The 19,541-nt window shown below is 38.2% G+C and carries 20 protein-coding genes; 1 reads left to right on the forward strand and 19 read right to left on the reverse strand.

Features of this window, described 5'->3' with window-relative positions:
• Window positions 1-18: 18 nt before the first annotated feature.
• From BM097_RS09165 to BM097_RS09240, 16 genes are all read right to left on the reverse strand, one after another.
• Window positions 19-318: a L7Ae/L30e/S12e/Gadd45 family ribosomal protein gene (locus tag BM097_RS09165; protein ID WP_090548366.1), complete on the reverse strand. Its 300-nt coding sequence runs from the start codon at window positions 316-318 to the stop codon at window positions 19-21.
• Window positions 308-574: an RNase P modulator RnpM gene (gene rnpM, locus BM097_RS09170; RefSeq protein ID WP_090548369.1), complete on the reverse strand. Its 267-nt coding sequence runs from the start codon at window positions 572-574 to the stop codon at window positions 308-310. The genes BM097_RS09165 and rnpM overlap by 11 nt, the downstream gene beginning before the upstream one ends.
• A complete protein-coding gene (gene nusA, locus BM097_RS09175; protein WP_090548371.1) occupies window positions 574-1,779 on the reverse strand; it encodes a transcription termination factor NusA in 1,206 nt (401 codons plus the stop codon). Before nusA ends, rnpM begins: the two co-directional genes overlap by 1 nt.
• Window positions 1,780-1,794: 15 nt before the next feature.
• Complete coding sequence (gene rimP / locus BM097_RS09180) at window positions 1,795-2,265, reverse strand: ribosome maturation factor RimP (RefSeq protein WP_090548374.1); 471 nt, start codon at window positions 2,263-2,265, stop codon at window positions 1,795-1,797.
• 144 nt (window positions 2,266-2,409) lie between these two features.
• On the reverse strand, window positions 2,410-3,588 hold the full coding sequence (locus BM097_RS09185; RefSeq protein ID WP_090548376.1) for a phosphoribosylaminoimidazolecarboxamide formyltransferase: 1,179 nt from the start codon (window positions 3,586-3,588) through the stop codon (window positions 2,410-2,412).
• A gap of 132 nt (window positions 3,589-3,720) precedes the next feature.
• Entirely contained in the window at window positions 3,721-4,440 is a 720-nt protein-coding gene (locus tag BM097_RS09190; RefSeq protein WP_090548377.1) for an IMP cyclohydrolase, read from the reverse strand.
• Between the two features lie 319 nt (window positions 4,441-4,759).
• Window positions 4,760-5,536 (reverse strand): hypothetical protein, encoded by a 777-nt coding sequence (locus tag BM097_RS09195; protein WP_090548378.1) that lies wholly within the window; start codon window positions 5,534-5,536, stop codon window positions 4,760-4,762.
• A 113-nt stretch (window positions 5,537-5,649) separates the two neighbouring features.
• Complete coding sequence (hisF, locus tag BM097_RS09200) at window positions 5,650-6,408, reverse strand: imidazole glycerol phosphate synthase subunit HisF (RefSeq protein ID WP_090548381.1); 759 nt, start codon at window positions 6,406-6,408, stop codon at window positions 5,650-5,652.
• A gap of 120 nt (window positions 6,409-6,528) precedes the next feature.
• The gene (gene hisH / locus BM097_RS09205) at window positions 6,529-7,134 is read right to left on the reverse strand and encodes an imidazole glycerol phosphate synthase subunit HisH (RefSeq protein WP_090548384.1); all 606 of its coding nucleotides are present in this window, start codon (window positions 7,132-7,134) and stop codon (window positions 6,529-6,531) included.
• The gene (locus BM097_RS09210; protein ID WP_090548402.1) at window positions 7,131-9,029 is read right to left on the reverse strand and encodes a hypothetical protein; all 1,899 of its coding nucleotides are present in this window, start codon (window positions 9,027-9,029) and stop codon (window positions 7,131-7,133) included. The genes hisH and BM097_RS09210 overlap by 4 nt, the downstream gene beginning before the upstream one ends.
• A 57-nt stretch (window positions 9,030-9,086) precedes the next feature.
• Complete coding sequence (locus BM097_RS09215) at window positions 9,087-10,013, reverse strand: chemotaxis protein (protein ID WP_090548405.1); 927 nt, start codon at window positions 10,011-10,013, stop codon at window positions 9,087-9,089.
• A 32-nt stretch (window positions 10,014-10,045) separates the two neighbouring features.
• Complete coding sequence (locus tag BM097_RS09220) at window positions 10,046-10,804, reverse strand: hypothetical protein (RefSeq protein ID WP_090548408.1); 759 nt, start codon at window positions 10,802-10,804, stop codon at window positions 10,046-10,048.
• Window positions 10,805-10,888: 84 nt separating this feature from the next.
• Entirely contained in the window at window positions 10,889-12,400 is a 1,512-nt protein-coding gene (locus tag BM097_RS09225) for a sensor histidine kinase (protein WP_090548413.1), read from the reverse strand.
• Entirely contained in the window at window positions 12,378-13,067 is a 690-nt protein-coding gene (locus tag BM097_RS09230) for a response regulator transcription factor (protein ID WP_090548415.1), read from the reverse strand. Before BM097_RS09230 ends, BM097_RS09225 begins: the two co-directional genes overlap by 23 nt.
• Before the next feature lie 22 nt (window positions 13,068-13,089).
• Entirely contained in the window at window positions 13,090-13,740 is a 651-nt protein-coding gene (locus tag BM097_RS09235; RefSeq protein ID WP_090548417.1) for a hypothetical protein, read from the reverse strand.
• A 72-nt stretch (window positions 13,741-13,812) separates the two neighbouring features.
• On the reverse strand, window positions 13,813-15,048 hold the full coding sequence (locus BM097_RS09240) for an MFS transporter (RefSeq protein ID WP_090548422.1): 1,236 nt from the start codon (window positions 15,046-15,048) through the stop codon (window positions 13,813-13,815).
• Between the two features lie 104 nt (window positions 15,049-15,152).
• On the opposite strand from BM097_RS09240, the gene BM097_RS09245 reads away from it, so the two are divergent.
• Window positions 15,153-16,235, forward strand: coding sequence for an exonuclease/endonuclease/phosphatase family protein (locus BM097_RS09245; protein ID WP_090548425.1), 1,083 nt, complete (start codon window positions 15,153-15,155; stop codon window positions 16,233-16,235).
• Here the strand turns inward: BM097_RS09245 and BM097_RS09250 are convergent, their stop codons facing one another.
• The 3 genes from BM097_RS09250 to BM097_RS09260 are packed head-to-tail and all read right to left on the reverse strand — an operon-like array spanning window position 16,236 to window position 19,533.
• On the reverse strand, window positions 16,236-17,441 hold the full coding sequence (locus tag BM097_RS09250; RefSeq protein WP_090548427.1) for a hypothetical protein: 1,206 nt from the start codon (window positions 17,439-17,441) through the stop codon (window positions 16,236-16,238).
• 20 nt (window positions 17,442-17,461) lie between these two features.
• The gene (locus BM097_RS09255; protein WP_090548429.1) at window positions 17,462-18,292 is read right to left on the reverse strand and encodes a hypothetical protein; all 831 of its coding nucleotides are present in this window, start codon (window positions 18,290-18,292) and stop codon (window positions 17,462-17,464) included.
• A complete protein-coding gene (locus BM097_RS09260) occupies window positions 18,292-19,533 on the reverse strand; it encodes a DUF5716 family protein (RefSeq protein ID WP_090548430.1) in 1,242 nt (413 codons plus the stop codon). Before BM097_RS09260 ends, BM097_RS09255 begins: the two co-directional genes overlap by 1 nt.
• Between the last annotated feature and the right edge of the window lie 8 nt (window positions 19,534-19,541).

Here is a 19,541-nt window from a genome sequence, read left to right on the forward strand (position 1 = left end):
ATATCCTCCTTGTAAAGCCTAACGTATCTTATCTTGAATGCTTAAGGATAGATTTTCATCGCACACTACAATTGATGCCCGATATTCTTTTCCAATTGCATGACCTAAAGATTCTTTAGTACCGTATTCTATGTAAGTTACTTCATAGAAACTGCATGAATTAGAGAATGATTTTTTTGTATTATCAGATGCATCAGTTGCTACAATGCAAAGCATTCCGCTACCATCTTTGATTGCCTGTTCACATGCGAATTCACCGCTCACAAGCTTACCAGCCTTCATAGCGATGCTTATCATATTAAGTGCTTTATCTGTCATTCTCCAACTCCATATATAAATTATCAATAACCTCTGTAGGAACTGCCTGTCTAAAGGAACGATTAAAGCTCTTTTTCTTTAAAGCTATATCCAGACATGCCTTGTTCTTACAAACATAGGCGCCTCTGCCCTGTGCCTTATAAGTTTTATCAAGACAAACCATTTCATTGATTTTAACAAGTCTAAAAAGCTTATCTTTTTCAAACATATTGTTGCAGGCAACACATTTTCTAAGAGGTAATTGCTTAGTAACCATTACTCTTCCTCAGATGACTCTTCAACATCTGCAGACTCATCATATTCTTCATCAGAATATTCTTCCTCTGTGTATTCGCCATCCTCTTCGTAATATTCTTCCTCATCATAGTACTCATCATCATCGTCGTACTCTTCTTCATAATCAAGGAAGTCACCGGCTTCTTTAGCCTGTGTCTCACTCTTGATATCGATCTTGAAGCCTGTAAGACGAGCAGCAAGACGAGCGTTCTGTCCTTCCTTACCAATTGCAAGTGAAAGCTGATAATCAGGAACAACAACACGAGCGCTCTTTTCATCTGCATCAGCAACAACTGCAACAACCTTTGCTGGTGAAAGTGCATTTTCAATAAGGTAAGCTGGGTTCTCATCCCACTCAACGATATCGATTTTCTCGCCGCGAAGCTCATTAACGATTGCATTAACACGAGTACCGTTCTGACCTACGCATGCACCTACTGGATCTACATCCTCATCGTTTGACCAAACAGCAATCTTTGTACGACTACCAGCCTCACGAGAGATTGACTTGATTTCAACGATACCATCACGAACCTCTGAAACTTCCTCTTCGAAAAGCTTCTTAACAAGCTCTGGATGTGTACGAGAAACAAGGATACGTGGTCCCTTGTTAGATGTCTTAACCTCTACGATGTAAACCTTGATACGGTCCTGTGGCTTGTAGTATTCGCCCTTAACCTGCTCAGACTCTGAAAGGAAGCCTTCAAGCTTACCAAGGTTAACATGGATATTGTTTCCTGAGAAACGTGTAACAACACCAGTAACAACCTTGTGCTGAAGCTCATAGTACTCCTCGTAAAGTACCTTTCGCTCTTCTTCACGAATCTTCTGTGTGATTGTATTTTTTGCTGCTGTAGCTGCGATACGACCAAAGTCCTTAGACTTAACTTCTACGCGAACTACATCGCCTACCTGGTGCTTACCATTGATGTTCTGTGCCTCAGAAAGTGAAATCTCCTCAACTGGATCTAACACTTCGTCAACTACTGTCTTAGAAAGGTAAACATGATACTCACCTGTTGCCTTGTCGATTTCAACAGATGCGTTTTCTGCCTTTCCATAATTGTTCTTACATGCAATAAGAAGTGAATTCTCGATTGTCTCGATTAACACGTCCATGCTGATATTTTTCTCTTTTGCAAGATCTGTAAGAGCATCCCAAAAATCATTTGTATTAGCTGCCATATTTCCTCCTAAATATTAAAAGTCTATTGTTAATCTAACCTGAGCAACATCTGCTCTTGAAAAAACTTCTGTTCCATCTTCGAATTCGATGGTAATTGTATCCTTATCAAAAGCCTTAAGTGTTCCTGTGAATTCCTTAGCTCCATTAACTGGCTTGTAAGTTTTGATATCCACATCCTGACCTAGTGCCTTTTCAAAATGCTTATCTTTCTTTAATACTCTGCCAAGACCTGGTGAGCTAACTTCAAAAATGTATCCATCATCTCCACCAATCTGTGGCTCTGCGTCAAGCAAATCGTTCATGCGACGACTTACAGCTACGCAATCATCGATTGTGATACCACCTTCCTTGTCGATGTAGGCTCTTAGATAATAATCTGCGCCTTCTTTAACGTATTCTACGTCGTAAAGCTCAAAGCCCATCTCATCAAGAATAGGAGTTATCAATTCTTCCGTACGTTTTTCGTAATCGGTGTGTTTTGACATAAATGTCCTCCTTATTCAGTTGTAAATGTTAAAAAGCATAAACAAAGAGAGAGCAAATATTGCTCTCTCTTAAGTCGCTCTCTTCAATAACACTGATAATTATAACAGAATTATTTGAATTTTCAAGGCTTTTTAGCATTTTAATTAGTGATGGAACAAGCGGAGTCCTGTAAATGACATTACCATTCCATACTTATTACATGTCTCGATAACATTGTCATCACGTACTGAGCCGCCTGGCTGTGCTACATATTTTACACCAGACTTGTGGGCACGTTCGATATTATCACCGAATGGGAAGAATGCATCACTTCCAAGTGAAACATCTGTCATTCTATCAAGCCATGCACGCTTTTCAGCCTTTGTAAATTCTGAAGGACGAGTTTTGAATGTCTTCTGCCATACATCATCACCAATTACATCCTCAAACTCCTCGCCGATATAAAGATCGATTGCATTGTCTCTATCTGCTCTCTTGATACCATCAACAAAATCAAGGTTGAGAACCTTTGGAGACTGGCGGAGCCACCAGTTATCTGCCTTCTGACCAGCAAGACGAGTACAGTGAATACGTGACTGCTGTCCTGCACCGATACCGATTGCCTGTCCGTCCTTTACATAACAAACTGAATTTGACTGTGTATACTTAAGAGTAATCATAGCAATTGCAAGGTCAATCTTAGCCTGTTCTGTAAGCTCTTTATTATCTGTAACAATGTTTGCAAAGAAATCATCATCAATTACAAGCTCATTTCTGCCCTGCTCGAAGGTGATACCGAATACTTCCTTGCGTTCTAATTTCTTTGGAACATAATTTGGATCAATCTTGATTACAGCATAGTTTCCATTTTTCTTAGCCTTAAGAATTTCAAGTGCCTCTGGTTCATATCCTGGAGCAATAACACCATCTGATACCTCGCGCTTGATAAGCTTTGCTGTTGCAACATCGCATACATCAGAAAGCGAAATGAAATCACCAAATGAAGACATTCTATCTGCACCTCTTGCTCTAGCATAGGCATTAGCAAGTGGAGTGAATTCCATATCTAAATCATCGCACCAATAAATCTTACGCTCAACTTCTGAAAGAGGAAGTCCCACAGCAGCACCTGCTGGTGAAACGTGTTTGAATGAAGTTGCAGCTGCAAGGCCTGTAGCCTTCTTAAGCTCTGAAACAAGCTGCCAGCCATTAAATGCATCCAAGAAATTGATGTAACCTGGCTTTCCGCTTAAAACTTCAATTGGAAGGTCGCCTTCTTCCATATAAATCCTTGAAGGCTTCTGATTAGGGTTGCATCCATACTTTAATTCCAATTCTTTCATCTTTTCTCTCCTTTAAATCCGCAAGTTACGCTCTCAAGCCTAAGATATTGCCTTCGGTCACTGATGTTTCCTTCGGCAACACTTAAAGCTTGATAGCTACTTGCTCATCTAATAATCCAATTAAACTATTCCTTACGCCCTTACGTTTTTATTTATGATTCGGGTGTCGACAGTGCCGGTTGCGATGTCGATGTAACGTACGAAAAGTGAAACCTTATTATCCATATTAAGGTTTGACCAAATCATATCGGTAAACTCATCGATGTTGCCTGAAATTTCAATTGGTGTTGGCTCTCCTTCGTATGATGGAAGTGGATTGCCATCGTTCATATAGGTGTGAATAAATCTGCCGGTACCTGGCTTTGGATTGGAATAATCAAATGTGTATCTATTACATGAATCGCTGTCGCCCATGTTGGACTTAAGAATTGACATTAAATAAGAAAACTCGCCGTTTTCGATGTGAAGTAGACCTGAAATACGAGGTGTAAAATTAGGACCGTCTGGCTCAAATTCGCGTCTGCGAAGTGTCTGCTCGAAAGTCTCTCCCTTTTGCATGTACTCATAAATAGTATCAGTCTGATCACCGTTTGTAACGATTGTGTCATTTCCTAGCACTCTGACAGGTGCATAAATGATAAGTGATGGGTCTGTAAGCTTTGATGGGTCGAATGCCTCTGTACGAATGCCCTTTCCGTCCTCTACAAAAACTCTGTTTCTTGAATTCTCAGAACGCCCCATAATAAAATAAGCAGAGACAGCCTTGGTTCCGTCTTCTGAACGGCCAATGACAATGCCTCTGCCTGGATACGTGGTCTCTGATAATTCTCTAGCTAAAGATTTTACTACCATGGGTTCCTCCTTTAATACATTTTCCGCCACAAATTATAACTGAACCCACAGTCTGTGTCTACCCTAAAATACATCAAATAATTAAGTTATTTGGCTCGCTGGTTACGGTCACAAGTATAATATTTCCTCAGTCGACTAAGAATGTCTTCCTTAGGAAATATTATCCTTGTTACCTACCAGCTATTTTCAACTTTTTTTAGCTCGCTTGTTACGCTAACAATAAAAAGTATTACTCCGTCGCGAGATTGCTCCTTGAGTAATACTTTTCATTGTTAGCTACAAGCTATTTATACTTTCTTTTATGAATCCCATATTAGGGCTACGTTTGGGTGTTGAATTTACTTAACATGTCGTCGGCGGATAAGGAATAGTCGCCGGTGTTGGTGTAGGATTTACGGCCTGTGATGCTTGCCAATTCATTTCCTGCATAGGAATTAGCCATTGAGGATTTTGTGGCTACCTGGTAAGCATAGCTTCCGGTTCCGTTGAATAAATCCTTTACGTAGGTCATATTTGCCTTATTCTTAAGGAAATCTTCATCTACCTGTAAATGGTTATCCTTATCAATCGTAATTCCAGCCTTGCCAAGTGTTTGAGCAGATTTAGCAGAGGTTGTAACCATTGCTGCAACCTGTGTTAAAACGCCTGTATTATCGGACTTTTGACCGCTATCAACTAATGAATTATACTTATCCGCAAAATCCTTTACAGCCTTGTAAATTGCTTCCTTGTCGTAATCCTTGGTGGTCTTGCCCTCTTCATCAGTGGTTTCCACTTCTTCCCAAATAGAATTTTTGCCCTTTGCTAACAGCTTATCCGTAGCCTTACTCAAAGCGCTGGTGTCATTTCGGATTTCGCTAAGATTTGTATCTACTTTTTTAGACTTCTTACCTGTATCTGATTTCAAATTGCCTTCATCATCATATTTTGAATAATATGCTTTCACAAGCTTTCCGTATGAACCTGATTTAATTTGGGTTAAGTTTGTAAGAGAACCTTCAAGTCCTCCAAACATGGAATTCACGCCTGATGAATTATTTCCACCAAACAATGAATAGATAGAATTATTGCCAAAAGAATTAATAGTTAAAGACATAAACATCACTCCTTTGATTATAAAACCTGAACATCCTTGTTCATTATGTCATTACATACTTATACTTATAGATATAATACTAAATTCTTTTGTTTATTCTGTGAACAGGGATTTTATAATCTTACTGGTATTCCCTGCCTTTTCAAATATTCCTTTAAATCCTTTATTTCAAGCTCTTTATAGTGGAACAAGGACGCGGCTAAGGCTGCATCGGCGCCGCCGATTGTAAGAGCATCTTTAAAATGCTCCATAGTACCAGCTCCACCAGATGCTATAACAGGTATTGATACAGCACTAGAAATAGCACGAGTAAGCTCTATATCAAAGCCAGCCTTGGTGCCATCGCAATCCATGGATGTAAGAAGTATTTCTCCAGCTCCAAGCTTTTCTGCCTGAAGGGCCCACTCCACAGCATCGATTCCACAATCTAATCGACCGCCATGTTTATAGATATTGAAGCCTCCATCAGAACGCTTTTTTGCATCAATAGCTACCACTACACACTGACTTCCAAATTTATCTGCTGCGTCTGCTATTAATCTTGGATTGTCGATTGCGGCTGAGTTAACAGATATTTTATCTGCACCTTCTCTAAGCAAGGCCTTAAAATCATCTACTGTACGGATACCACCTCCTACAGTGAATGGGATAAATACCTGTTCTGCTACACGCCTCACCATATCTACAACAGTGTTTCTACCATCAGATGATGCTGTGATATCCAAAAATACCACCTCATCTGCACCAGCTTTATCGTAGGCTGCGGCTATTTCTACTGGGTCACCTGCGTCTTTTAAATCTACGAAATTAACACCTTTTACTACTCTGCCATCTTTTACGTCCAGGCAGGGAATTATGCGTTTTGTGAACATATTATTCTCCTATAGTATTGAGTACCCTCATCCGGCTCTTCGAGCCACCTTGTCTCGCCTCCCGGCTCGGTCGTTGCTAAACAGGCTCCACTGGAGCCTAGCAACCCCAGAGGGGGAAGGCTATTGGGTAGCAAAGTTTTTAAGAATTTTTAATCCTACATTAGAGGATTTTTCTGGATGGAACTGACAGGCAAATATGTTACCCTTTTCTACAGAGGCATGGATGTGACAGCCATATTCTGTGGTGGCGGTAACAATGGATGAATCTTTAGCCTGTAGATAATATGAATGTACAAAATAAACAAAAGCCCCCTCATCTATTCCATTAAATAAGTGGCCTTCATTAGGAAAATCTAAAGAGTTCCAACCAATATGAGGAACCTTGATTCCTTCACTGTCAGGAATCCTCTTTACAATTCCGTCAAGAACATGTAAGCCCTCTACACCAGGTGATTCCTCGGATGATTCAAACAAAAGCTGTAAGCCTAAACATATTCCAAGAAACGGCTTGCCTGTGACAACAAATTCATGAATTGCCTTATCAAGCTCATATTTCTTAAGATTTTCCATGGCGGCAGCAAAAGAGCCGACTCCTGGTAATACCAAACGGTCGGCTTTTTTAATAACACTAAAATCCCTGGTGAGGACAGTTTCCTCACCAAGGATTTTGAATGCTTTTTCTACACTTTTAATATTTCCTGCATCGTAATCAAGTATCGCTATCATAAATCCGGTAACCCTAAGCCTCTCAGCACCTTTCTAAGTTCTATAGTATAGTAATGTCGGTTAGGTTGCTTATAAATGGCCAAAGCGTCCTCTTCAGAAAGTTTAAACTGATCATTTAATTCTTGAACAATCTGAGTATGATATGCGTCATATTGATCTGCAATTCCGTATTCCGCGGCCTCGTCTTTGTACTTTTCATATCGGCCTACACCGATAATTAAAGCATCTAGTGCGTATGGATACTGCTCATATGCAATGAATGCCTCGTACTGTTGCTGACAAGTCTGCAAATCAGCTAAGGTTCTAGCTTGATTCCTTAATAGTTCAACCTTTTCATCACTCTTGAAATCAAAACCGTTAAGCTTTTCGTAAGCTGCAATATAATCACCAGCTTCAAACAGCTCGTTGGCCTGTTCCATGTGACGTTTCAGTCCCGTAAAGGTCATGCCCACCATTACTACACCAATTATTGATATAGATAATAACAGAAATGTAGCAATAATGGAAATAGGAATTTTAGGAGAATTATCTGGTTCTTTTGGTTTTTTCTCCTTTTTAGGCTTTGGAGGTTTTGGTGGCTTATCTTTTTTAGCTGCCTCCTTCTCCTTTTTAGCCGCTTCTTTTTCCTTCTTGGCTGCTTCCTTTGCGGCCTTCTTTTCTTCCTTTAGACGTTTTTTCTTTTCCTTTGGATCCTCTGGAACCACAGGATTTCCATCTTCGTCATAGGTAACCTCGGCAGCCTTTCTTGCTGCTTCCTCCGCCTCTGCTATTTCATCCTCATCAGGCGGTCCAAAAAGAATTAATAAAAGCTTTTGCACTATAGGATTTGGCTTTTTTTCGCCTTTTTCCTTTTTCTTCTTTTCCTTCTTTTCTTTTTTGCCCTTCTTCTTCTTGCCTCCATCATCAGCCTCTTCAGCTTCTGATTCCCCTTCGGTGCCTTCCGCACTATCGTCTATATCGGCGCCCTCGGCAGCCCCTTCTTCATCACCGTTTAAAAGAGATTGAATATCTAATAAATCTTCATCTCCTTCTAACAGATTATCTAAATCCAAATCTCCGTCTCCGGAAAGGTCTGGCTCTTCCCCTTCTCCAAATTCTGCCTCGTCCAAAGCGTCCATTTCATCAGGCATAAATTCCTTCAAGGATTCATCAAGAGGCTCCTCTTCGGTATCCTCCACCATGTCGTCCAGTGAGAAGCCTAAATCATCATCCTCTTCAGACGACTCCCCAGCATCCTCTTTGGCTTCAGCAGTCTCCTCTAAAGAAGCTTCTACTTCATCCTCATCGCTTTCTTCCATAAATGCAGACAAATCAATATCGTCATCGTCAGGAAGCTCTAAAGGAGCATCGTCATCTTCTAATACTGGTCCCTCACTACTTTCCTGGGAAACTGACTCTTCTATTTCTTCTACAGGCTCCTCCACCTCTTCATGTATCTCATCATCCAAAGAAATAGGCATTTCCTCAGCAGCTTCCTGCGTTTTTTGCACGTCCTGCTTTACAATAGGCTTATTATTCAAAAGAGCATCAACAATTCCATCGGATTCAGGCACCTCACCTGTCTCCTGGAAATGACGCTCATCATCATCAATTTCCTGTTCAAAATTACTTATAAATAAATCGACATCATCAGACTCCAGCTCTTCCTCAAATTTGCGCAAAAAATCCTCCTCAGATAGAACCTGTCTGAGGTAAGGATGTGAGCTTTTCGTCTGAATTTCATCTACATTGATTCCAGTAGCTTCGAAAAAATCCTCGTTGTAGGCTACAGCTTTTCTGCTTTCTGTGGCCTCCTGTTGTTTTTTCTCAGCTTTTTCTTGAACCTGTATAGCATCAGTCTTAGCCTTATTTATTGAATTAAGTAGTCCATCTAAGTAGTCCTCCGACTGAGACATTCATTTTTCCTCCCTATACTAAAAAAGGGGCATGCCTTGCATACCCCTAATATTTAATTATGAATTAGCCTTTCGAGCACCCTCATATTTAGCCACCAAATCATCAACAACGGCTATAAGTTTTCCAATCTCTGGTTTTGTAAGCTGTGCATCAGCTCCTAAGCTCTCGCCCTTACGTCTAATTTCATCATTAATCAGAGATGAGAAAATGATAAGCGGAATATTCTTCATTGTTTCATTCTCTTTAACAAGCTTACATAATCTGTGGCCATCCATAAGAGGCATCTCAATATCAGTAATGATAAGATGAACGTCATTAAGCACTGTTCCCTTTTTATGTAATTCAACCAGCTTGTCCCAGCCCTCTTGGCCGTTCATATTGACAATAAGATTTGTATAACCTGCCTTCTTTAAGCACTCAACAATAAGCTTTGAAAGAAGTGGTGAATCCTCACAAAGAAGGATTGGTGATTTGCTTCTATCTCTAGACTCATAATCATCCATTTCTGATACCTTAAGACCAGTCTCAGGATTGATATCTGTAACGATTTTCTCGAAGTCAAGGATAACAACAAGTCTATCTTCCAGTTTGATTACACCGGTAGATACGCCGGATTCATCTGAACTAATGGTAGCATCTGGTTTAATAATATCTTCCCAAGATACACGATGAATTCCAAGAACCTCATCAACATGGAAAGCTGTATTCAAACTGTTGAAGTTTGTAATAATAAAAAGACCATCATTAGGAGCTTCATCAGTGATATTCAAACACTTGCGTAGAGAAATAACGGAAATCATAATATCTCTTGGCATAAAGATTCCTTCGATACAAGGATGAGCGTTTGGCAATGGTGTAACTGGTTGATACAACAAAATCTCCCTGATCTTGGCAACGTTAATTCCATAGAAATTTTTGCCAACCTTGAACTCAAGTACCTCAAGTTCGTTAGTGCCCGATTCCAATAAAATATTAGTATCCATGCAAATCTCCTCTCACTTAAATCAATAATGATTTATATGGTTGTCCCTCTAGTGGTGCCTTCACTTGTAACGAATAGCTCCAAGGAAGTTATATTTTCTACTGACGAATCGCTGTATAAAAATACTAAAACAAATGATTTTGTATCACCAGCTGCCAGTAAACCATCAAAATTTGCCAAGTCATTTCCCAATGGAGTGAATAGATTATTGGTTTTCTCACCGCCGTTAAGGGATAGGCTATAACTTCTATCTGAATACTTTGAAAAATCTACAGATGAATTAGAAGTATTTTCTGCTGAAATAGATAAAACTATATACTTCTTTCCAGAAACTTTTTCAAGCAAAAAACTCTTTGTTTTGTATTCTGGTGAAACATCAAATTCTGAACATGTGAATTCTACACCAGGAATATCTACTGCACTTGTAAATGAATAGCCTCCTTCATCCAAGCTACTATCTTCTGCGCCTTCTTCTGCTTCCTCACCTTCTATTGGCTCGCCAGTCTCAGGATCAAGCTTAACCTCTTGTTCTGTGTCCTCTACAGGCTCTTCAGTAGCCTCCTCCTCTGGAACACCTGGAGTATAATCCTCCTCCAGCTCCCCAGTACGAACTCTGGCATTTGCTATGCCGATTGTCTGATTTTGATTAAATTTAGAAACTGTTTTTGAAGCATAAGCAGCAATAATAGCCTCTTCCTCTTCGGTCATAGCATATAATGGCTCACCACAACCTGTGAAAATTAAAGCTATACACACTATCGAAATAAAAAAGTAAAATCTTTTAAATTTCATACTTACTCCTAGAAGAATAAACTAATCATTAATGGTATATTAGCATTAATATGTGTATACTTCAATGTGAAAAATCAGAAAATTCTATGAATTTTTGTTGATTTTTGTGTCTTTTGCTAAAGTTAACTCGCACCAAAATTCAACTCCGTCTGGCATATTTTCCACTCCAAACTTCTCATGTAAAAGCTCCATTGTAGCCTTAACAACCGACAAACCTATACCGCTGCCGCCATATTCACGACTTCTAGCTTTATCGGCCTTATAGAATTTTTCCCAAATGCGCTTTATATCCTTCTTGGAGATATTATTACCTGAATTGAATACACTAATTCGAACTTTTCCTTTTTTTACAAAATCATACCTAACATTAATTATGTTCTCGTTCATAACATAATGGATAGCATTACTAATAAAATTGGTAATAACCTGCTCTACCAAAAATTCATCAGCATGAACATAGCACTCAGTCTTGTTAATAAAGGAGTATTTTATATTTTGCGCCTCAAAATTAATTCTGTTGCTATCTACAATGCTATCTATCATTTCTGTCACATCGAAATCAACCAAATCCATATTCATCTGGCCAGCTTCAAGCTGATTTAAAATAAGCATTTCACGTACAAGTCGATTCATTTTATTGGCTTCATCGATGATAATATCCAGATATATCTGCCTACTGTTTTCATCATCCATGATGCCCTCTTGTAAGCCCTCTGCATAACCTTGAATAAGAGCAATAGGTGTTTTAAGCTCATGAGAAACATTTGAAACAAATTCCTTTCTCATGTTCTCCGTCTCTTCCTTCACCTCCAAATCATGCTTCAAGCTATCGTTAGCAGCCTTAAGTTGGGTAATTGCACGCTTTAAGGTGGTGGACATTTCGTTGATATGCTCACCTAAATCATCTATTTCATTGTAAATACGTTGTGGAACATATTTTGCTTCAAAATCAAAATTAGAAATACGCTTTGTAATATCAATAAGATTAATAAGTGGACTTGTAAATCTAGCCATCACAATATGACCTATGATAGCTGTAAATACAATAGCAACCATAGCCATGTGAAAGAAAAACTTATTTGTAATGCCTGTCACATGATTCATAGAAGATTCAGTAGCGCTCACAAACAAAATATTTCCATCTGGCAAAACGCCTAGCATAACAAGATACTCTTCTTTTAAATCAGGAAATTGCTGTGTGAATATGGCGTAAGAATCTGTCCTCTTAATCACATCTACTGATTCATGATTTGAAAACATTGCATAGTTAAGCTGATTTAATAAAATAGTAGAATCCGTATTGGATGAGACAAGTGGCTCCCCGTCAGCACCTGTAATAATGCAGGCAACTGAATACATTTCAAATAATGCTGCCGTCTCAGAAAGATTTTCTTCCCCGTACAACTGGCCATTATCAATCCTTTCAGAAAGGATTTCATAAATAGCCTTCATATCTTTTCTTTTTTCATAAATATAATAATCGCCTAAAAAGCAGGATGACAGTACGCTAACCAGTACCAATGATACAAAAATGGTTGCAACTATCAATCCTACAATTTGGCGATTAATTTTTCTAGACTTTTGCGTCGACTTCAAATTTATACCCCATGCCCCAAATAGTTTTGATGTAATTTCCTTTATCGTCTAACTTACTACGAAGCTTTTTAACGTGAGTATCAATTGTTCTCGCGTCTCCAAAATAATCATAATCCCATACATGATTAAGGATTTTTTCTCTTGAAAGTGCAATTCCTTCATTGTTAATGAAGTAATAAAGAAGTTCGAATTCCTTGACAGAAAGCTCTACAGGATTTCCATCGTTTGTTGCCACATGAGCATCAACATCTAACTGGATGCCACCTGCTTCAACAACCTTCTTACCTATAGAATCATCTGTACTTCTACGAAGAACGGCATTAACTCTAGCCATAAGAATTTTTGGTGAAAATGGTTTATTAATGTATTCATCTGCACCAAGCTCAAAACCATTTAGCACATCATTTTCTTCACCCTTAGCTGTAAGCATTAGAACTGGGATGGAAGAAGTTTCGCGGATTTCTTTCAGTACTGCAAAGCCATCTACTTTAGGCATCATGACATCTAAAATGATAAGAGCGATTTCGCTATCCATATAGAACATATCAAGAGCCTGCTCCCCGTTCTCTGCTTCGATTACTTCGTAATCTTCCCTTACTAAATAATCTTTGATTAACTTCCTCATTCGGCTTTCATCATCAGCCACAAGATTTTTGTTTTTTGACATAACACAACCCCATCCTTGAAAATTATTGTCGTTGTAGTTCCTTCTCCGTGAGAGCCTTCTCTCTCTCATTAAGATCCTGCTCTCGTTGAGAAAGTTCCTGTTCCCACGATGAATACTCGTCTAAGATTTTATCTTCATAGTCAAGTATCGTTGGACTGTTAATCGTAGAGTTTACGAAAAACATTCCTATTACACATAACAATAAAGTTATGCAAAGGACTAATAAAATCCTATTAATGAGCTTCAGCCTTTTGATGATCGCCTGGTCTGAAGAACTCACAATAGATTTATCGGCTTTTTCTTTCTTCGCTTTAGGCTTTTTATCTGGTTTTTCTTTAGGAGTGACCTCTTCCGTTGAAGTTTTTTCCTCCTTAGGAACCTGCGTTGGCTTTGAAGGCTCAGACTGTTCGATAGTATAAACTTCTGGCACTTCCTCTTCCGTAAAAACCCCTGAACCAACAAGATTTTGCCTAAGTTGAGATAAGAAACTCATACCTATCTCAGTGGAAAAAAGCCTTTGCTTCAAGAGCTTTTTGTAAACAGTAAGTACACCATTTTCATCTAAGTCTTTGATTTGTGCCAGGATATACTCTACTTGCTTAAGCTCTTTGGCGGCTTTTTTTGCTTTATTCTCATCGTCGAAAATGTACCCACCAATATTGTACTTAGCCATGTTAATCCTTTTTTACAATTCTTATATAGTTATTTTAGCAATTTACATTATAAAAATCTATCTTTATATTAATTAATTTTGTTTTATTTTTACAAGTCCATAAATTGATAAGGCAACACCACCTAAAGTTACTATTGTTCCAAACCATAATGAAAATGTAACGCCACACAATCTAATTAAAATTCCACCGATAATACTTGATAAAAGATTGCTTAAAGTCATCGCTACTGTAACAAAAGCCTGGCCCTTTACTGCATCCTTCTTTGACATGATTTCGTCCACAAAGTGAACTGATGCTGGAATAAAAATAGCAAAAGCCAGCGCCTGAAAAATCATACTGAAATACAACATTCCAACAGAGGTTGCAACTGTAGTAGCGAATATCTTTACAAGATAAAACACGGCTGAAATTGAAAGTAGTTTTTTCGAGCCAAACCAATCTTTAAGCTTAGTAAAGAAAATCATAGCTGGTAGCTCTACAATAGCCTGAAGCGCTAAAAGTCCACCAGTATCTGCCTCATCTCCACCTACATTTACAGTGATTTGGAAAAGGAAATTATTGATAAGCACATGACCAAAATAAAATCCCATAACACCGACCAAGAACAAGAAGAATATTCTATATTTTTCAATGAAATTCTTAATAGAATTTATATCAAAAGAATCTGAGGTGGTTGTAGTGGTCTCAAATGGATCATACTCTTTTTTAGGATCCTTGCCTGTATTTTTAAGCTCAAAATAAATCCAGATAACATTAGCTACAAATAAAACAGTAACAATAAGACCTAGAACTGTTGCTGCCTTTTCTGAAGCCACCTTCATAAGATTACCTGCAATCAAACTCATTATAAAAAAGAAAAATGAACCACTAGCACGGGCAACTCCATAATTCATGTGAATATCATATTTTTCAATATGAAAATTCAATGCATTCAAAAATGGTTGCATAATTGTAGCAATCATTGCTGCTATTAAGAAGGTAAAACCTGTGGCAAAGCCCTTTTCATCTGTACCAACACCAAATAACAAATCAATTACAAGTAATACACCTAAAACAGCTAAAACATCAATCACATTAAAGCGAGTGCTTTTATCTGTCTCAACTGAAATTAGCTGTTGCAATACACTTGCCAAAAGATAGGCAATGGCAAACAACGCTCCTATTCCCACTGTGCTATAGCCCCTGTTTGACAGATACGCAGAGCCTAAGCTGATGGTGCAACACACAATCATCCAGTACAATCCCTGAATGGTGATGTAGGATAGATTTAATCTTAATTCTAGTGACTCTTTAATCTTGTAAATCATAACATCTCCTTGAATTTTTCTTTAATATATTATGAAAAAACATAATTCTACATATTTTTATGATATATTAATCATACCTTTAATAAATAAGAAAGGAAACAAATATGTTAAAAAAAATCATTAAATCAATATTAATTGTAATCTTGGCAATTATTATTTTCTTAGCCGCATACGTGGCTTATGTTCTTTTATCTTATCATCGTATTGAAGATAATTTGAAGCTTGATGTAAATGGCGATGCAGCTGAAGCTACCCTTAAAACTGAGGAGCTTTATCGAATCACATCTGCCAACTTAGGCTTTGGTGCTTATTCCGATGATTACTCCTTCTTTATGGATGGCGGAACTGAATCCTGGGCTTATTCAAAGGAAGCTGTACATGAAAACATCGCTGGTTCCATGGATAGCATTCTTAGCCTTTCTCCAAACCTGATGCTCTTCCAGGAGGTAGACCTCGATTCCACCCGAAGCTATCATGTAGATGAGGAAGCTCTAATTGTTGATGCCCTAAAGGAGGCTGGCACTGGTGATGTAAATTATACTTTTGCAATCAATTATGACAGCCCATTTTTACTTTATCCATTTACTCAGCCTCATGGTAAATCAAAGGCTGGATTACTTACAGTTTCACCAGCAACTATCACTGATTCTTATCGTAAATCTCTTCCAATTGAGGAAGGACTTTCAAAGCTTATCGACCTTGATAGATGCTATTGCAAAAACTACATCGAACTTGAAAACGGCAAGCAGCTAGTGCTTTATAATGTACATCTTTCTGCATATACTACAGACCCATCTACAGCAACAAACCAGGTGGTTATTTTAAATGAAGATATGCTGGAGGAATACAACAAGGGCAATTACATTATCGCCGGTGGCGATATGAATAAGGATGTATTAGGTGATTCATCAGCCTATTTCGGAACTACAAGTACCGAAAACTGGGCTCAGCCAATCCCTGATGGATTATTAGACGATGTATTCACACTTGTTGGTCCAATTGATGAATCAAATCCTGTTCCATCCTGCCGTAATGCCGATTCACCATATACAAAGGATTCCTTTGTACTTACAATTGATGGCTTTATCGTATCTTCGAATGTAGAGGTGCTTAAGGCAAATGTTTTAGACACAGGCTTTAAATATTCAGATCATAATCCAGTTTACATGGATTTCATTCTTAAATAATTATGCGTCTAATTTGTTGCTTGAGCTTGTTCCACAAAGCTTATCAACAGACTTGATGATTTCCTGAATTTCAGGTAGATAGTGCTCATGGCTTATCATGAGCCTATCTATTTCATCACGTTCTTCCTGGACGATTCTGCGATGATCTTCTAATCTCTCCCTTATCTTTTTACGACGAGTAACAAGTCTATGCCTGCAATCAGCCATCTCCTGTCTATCTATAAGTGCGTTAATCTGGTTTATCCAAATCTTGTCGTCTGCAAGTCCAAGGCTTGCTAATATTGAAGCAAGCTTGTTACTGTAGAACTCTAAATCCTCATTGTTTTCTAAGTACCTGATTTGATCACGAACCTTGTCCTGATACTGCTCCCAAACATATTGAAGCTCGGCTGCATTATTTACATAGTATTTATCCTTAGAATACTCAACGCTGTTTGTTACATTCACATATTTCATGCGTTCTACGTTTAGCATACTTATGGATTGATTTAAATGGATTATTGCGAATTTCTTTTCCCTGGCTATTTTGTTTTGTCTTAGGAAAACTATAAAACCGCTTACAGCGCAGATAAATAAAACCGCAAAAACCCAAATAGAAATATCTACATCTGTAGCAGTATTCATGGTTACCAAAAGGATGATAAGAGTCATAAAGGAAACCATGATTGCCACAGCCATCCTTCTAAAAAGCTTCACCTGATATTGAAGCTCCTCCCGCTCTATCTCCCATCTGCTTTTTTCCCCTTCCAAATAAGACAGATTTCTTTTCAATTTAGCCTGATATATTTCATCAGATGTGAAACGATTGATGATTTCTGGCATATTATCCTCTTCTTCAGAAATCACTTCAAATTGTTCATCAGATATATTTCGCTGGATAGCTCTTGCATTTACAAGATTCTCCTCCAGCTCAACTATTTTAGATGCAGTGGAACGCAAATCCTTCGCCTTATCCTTTGGAAGATTTTCGATTGTCTTAATATCATTAAGATATCTGGTAACAATACGATACTCCAGCTTTTGACGTTCCATTGCCTTTGTGCTAGCTATGATTTGCTCGCAGGAATCAAGAATATAACGTTCCAGCTTTTTAGGATCATCTACACTGCCCAAACCTTCGATTTGGGTGTAAACCCTGTTAAAAGCGTCGTCAATTCTTGCTGCTCTTTCTTCTTTTTTCTTTTTGTTGTTAAAAAAGAATCCCATATACTTCTCCCCAAATACAATTAAATTCTACATAATTTTATGTATTCATTTTTCCAGTTTTGAATAACATTATTAATGGTTTCTGATGTCTCTTCAGTGTTGTTTCCGTTTAGCATGTCATTTATCGTATTATCAAAACCAATAATATCTTCCTTTGAAGTAGCCCTGCTAACTACCTGCAGAACTTCCTCAACATCGGTTCTCGGAACCTGATATTTTAAAACGTAATCATCAAATGCTGCCTTATCCTTGGCACATCTGGCAGAATATAATAGTTGATATAGTGTCTGCTTTTTCAGATTACGTTTGTAGCCTTCATCAAAGCATCTGATGGCCTCCTCGAAGAAAAACAGCTTTGCAAAAGCGCAGCCAAGATTGTGATAAACATCCCCTTCTACAACACGTGGCATGGTTCTTGCAATATCCTCTGAAAGCAATATTTCATATTCATAAATAGCATCTACAAGCTTTCCCGATGCCATCAATCTATCTGCTCTAAGCTTTCTGCGTTCAGCTTCGGATTTATTTTCGAAGGTAGCTATGATGGTCAAGGCATCCTTAATCTCTTTATTAGAAGCATAGCCATTTGCACTAAGTATATGACCTACGAAAATATGTAAAGGTGAATTGTTCTGAACCATGGTGTGTAATTCCTTTGCCAAATTTGGCATTTTAAGCTCACGACCAATCCAGTTACATAGTTCTGTATTCATCAGCTTACTAGAAAGCAAATAAACATTATTTATTATGTAATAGCTAAGCTCCTCTAAGGAATAAACATTCAAGGATACTTCCTCAATATAGTAAGGAGAAGCTGCTATGGAATTTTTGCAATAAATTAAAGTACTCATTACTCTCCCTTCAAGGAAATAGTATGTGTCCAGCTCTTGCCTGATGCAGGAGTGATTTCACCAAATCCTAAATCCGTAATTACGATAGAAATCGCCACATCTGAAACAGGTCTTGCCTCTATACGAAGCCTTGTAGTACGATTTTCACGCTTTGGCAAATCGGATAATTCCAGTAAATCCGTGTGAACCTCTCTTGACTCGGGGCGCTGAAGATAAAACTCTATTTCAGGCTCTCCATCAAGAATCACTTCACATTCACCCTTGGCATCATACCAGCTTTGACCTGCATCAATCAGTGTGAAAAATTTCATTACATTGTTTTCTAATATTTTTATAGAAAGATTTAGCTTTAAATCATTATCGCCAATGAAGATAAATGGCCAGTCACGTTTACCGTCCTTTACATAGCCTGCGTAGCATGCACCCTTTGAATAAAGATTCTTTCCAAGAAAAACCTTACGGCCCTTACATAATCTGGAAAGACTAACCTTCATCCAGTCTCCGTCAAATCCATCTCCAACTAGATATACTGAAGAAAACAATTTGCTGCCAAATGTATCTGCAATGATTTCGTCAAACATTTCATCCTTGTTTTCATTGATATCACCATGATTAACTACATCCAAAGTGATAAGCTGAGGGCGGGTGGTTTGATTTCTGTTCATTACTACAGAAACCATATTTGAGCCGCTGTAATCAAATAGAGCCACACTATACAGAAACAGCTCTGGCTTGCCAGAAAGAGCGTAATAATAAAAGCACTCATTTCTGTCTATAAGCATAATTCTTTTAGAATCAATCTTAAGCATTGAAGCCACATAATTCATCAGCTCCATAACCTCAAGATTTACCTGCTCAACACAAATAATCAGCTTCTCTATTTCTCCCATGGCAGCCATTGGACCTGGAATGGAAAAAAGCTTGTTAAAGTAGATTACAAGAAGATCCTTGGCCTGGTAAGTTTCAGAATCTAAAAATACCTGCTGGCCTCTAAGTGCAAGGTTAAATAAATCCTCCACCATAACAGCTTCCTTGACTCTGCTTTTAAGGATTGCTTCCTCACCAAAGAACCATTGGCCCATTCCATTACGCTTGGCAAGCACTGTAGGAATTGAATAGTTTTCCTCTCCCAAAACTGTGCTCACAGTAGTAGGCTCATCCATATTCGATTTGTAAATGCTAAGTACTGTGTTTCTGGAATTAATATCTATTCCAACATAAGCACCCTGGGAATTACTCATAACTTATC

Source organism: Pseudobutyrivibrio sp. OR37, assembly GCF_900113655.1.
Lineage (GTDB): Bacteria > Bacillota > Clostridia > Lachnospirales > Lachnospiraceae > Pseudobutyrivibrio.

What these genes read in the sequence shown, in the direction of transcription:
- BM097_RS09165 (WP_090548366.1), bottom strand. Translation starts at nt 318, where the DNA reads ATGACAGATAAAGCACTTAATATGATAAGCATCGCTATGAAGGCTGGT.
- rnpM (WP_090548369.1), bottom strand. Translation starts at nt 574, where the DNA reads ATGGTTACTAAGCAATTACCTCTTAGAAAATGTGTTGCCTGCAACAAT.
- nusA (WP_090548371.1), bottom strand. Translation starts at nt 1,779, where the DNA reads ATGGCAGCTAATACAAATGATTTTTGGGATGCTCTTACAGATCTTGCA.
- rimP (WP_090548374.1), bottom strand. Translation starts at nt 2,265, where the DNA reads ATGTCAAAACACACCGATTACGAAAAACGTACGGAAGAATTGATAACT.
- BM097_RS09185 (WP_090548376.1), bottom strand. Translation starts at nt 3,588, where the DNA reads ATGAAAGAATTGGAATTAAAGTATGGATGCAACCCTAATCAGAAGCCT.
- BM097_RS09190 (WP_090548377.1), bottom strand. Translation starts at nt 4,440, where the DNA reads ATGGTAGTAAAATCTTTAGCTAGAGAATTATCAGAGACCACGTATCCA.
- BM097_RS09195 (WP_090548378.1), bottom strand. Translation starts at nt 5,536, where the DNA reads ATGTCTTTAACTATTAATTCTTTTGGCAATAATTCTATCTATTCATTG.
- hisF (WP_090548381.1), bottom strand. Translation starts at nt 6,408, where the DNA reads ATGTTCACAAAACGCATAATTCCCTGCCTGGACGTAAAAGATGGCAGA.
- hisH (WP_090548384.1), bottom strand. Translation starts at nt 7,134, where the DNA reads ATGATAGCGATACTTGATTACGATGCAGGAAATATTAAAAGTGTAGAA.
- BM097_RS09210 (WP_090548402.1), bottom strand. Translation starts at nt 9,029, where the DNA reads ATGTCTCAGTCGGAGGACTACTTAGATGGACTACTTAATTCAATAAAT.
- BM097_RS09215 (WP_090548405.1), bottom strand. Translation starts at nt 10,013, where the DNA reads ATGGATACTAATATTTTATTGGAATCGGGCACTAACGAACTTGAGGTA.
- BM097_RS09220 (WP_090548408.1), bottom strand. Translation starts at nt 10,804, where the DNA reads ATGAAATTTAAAAGATTTTACTTTTTTATTTCGATAGTGTGTATAGCT.
- BM097_RS09230 (WP_090548415.1), bottom strand. Translation starts at nt 13,067, where the DNA reads ATGTCAAAAAACAAAAATCTTGTGGCTGATGATGAAAGCCGAATGAGG.
- BM097_RS09235 (WP_090548417.1), bottom strand. Translation starts at nt 13,740, where the DNA reads ATGGCTAAGTACAATATTGGTGGGTACATTTTCGACGATGAGAATAAA.
- BM097_RS09240 (WP_090548422.1), bottom strand. Translation starts at nt 15,048, where the DNA reads ATGATTTACAAGATTAAAGAGTCACTAGAATTAAGATTAAATCTATCC.
- BM097_RS09245 (WP_090548425.1), top strand. Translation starts at nt 15,153, where the DNA reads ATGTTAAAAAAAATCATTAAATCAATATTAATTGTAATCTTGGCAATT.
- BM097_RS09250 (WP_090548427.1), bottom strand. Translation starts at nt 17,441, where the DNA reads ATGGGATTCTTTTTTAACAACAAAAAGAAAAAAGAAGAAAGAGCAGCA.
- BM097_RS09255 (WP_090548429.1), bottom strand. Translation starts at nt 18,292, where the DNA reads ATGAGTACTTTAATTTATTGCAAAAATTCCATAGCAGCTTCTCCTTAC.
- BM097_RS09260 (WP_090548430.1), bottom strand. Translation starts at nt 19,533, where the DNA reads ATGAGTAATTCCCAGGGTGCTTATGTTGGAATAGATATTAATTCCAGA.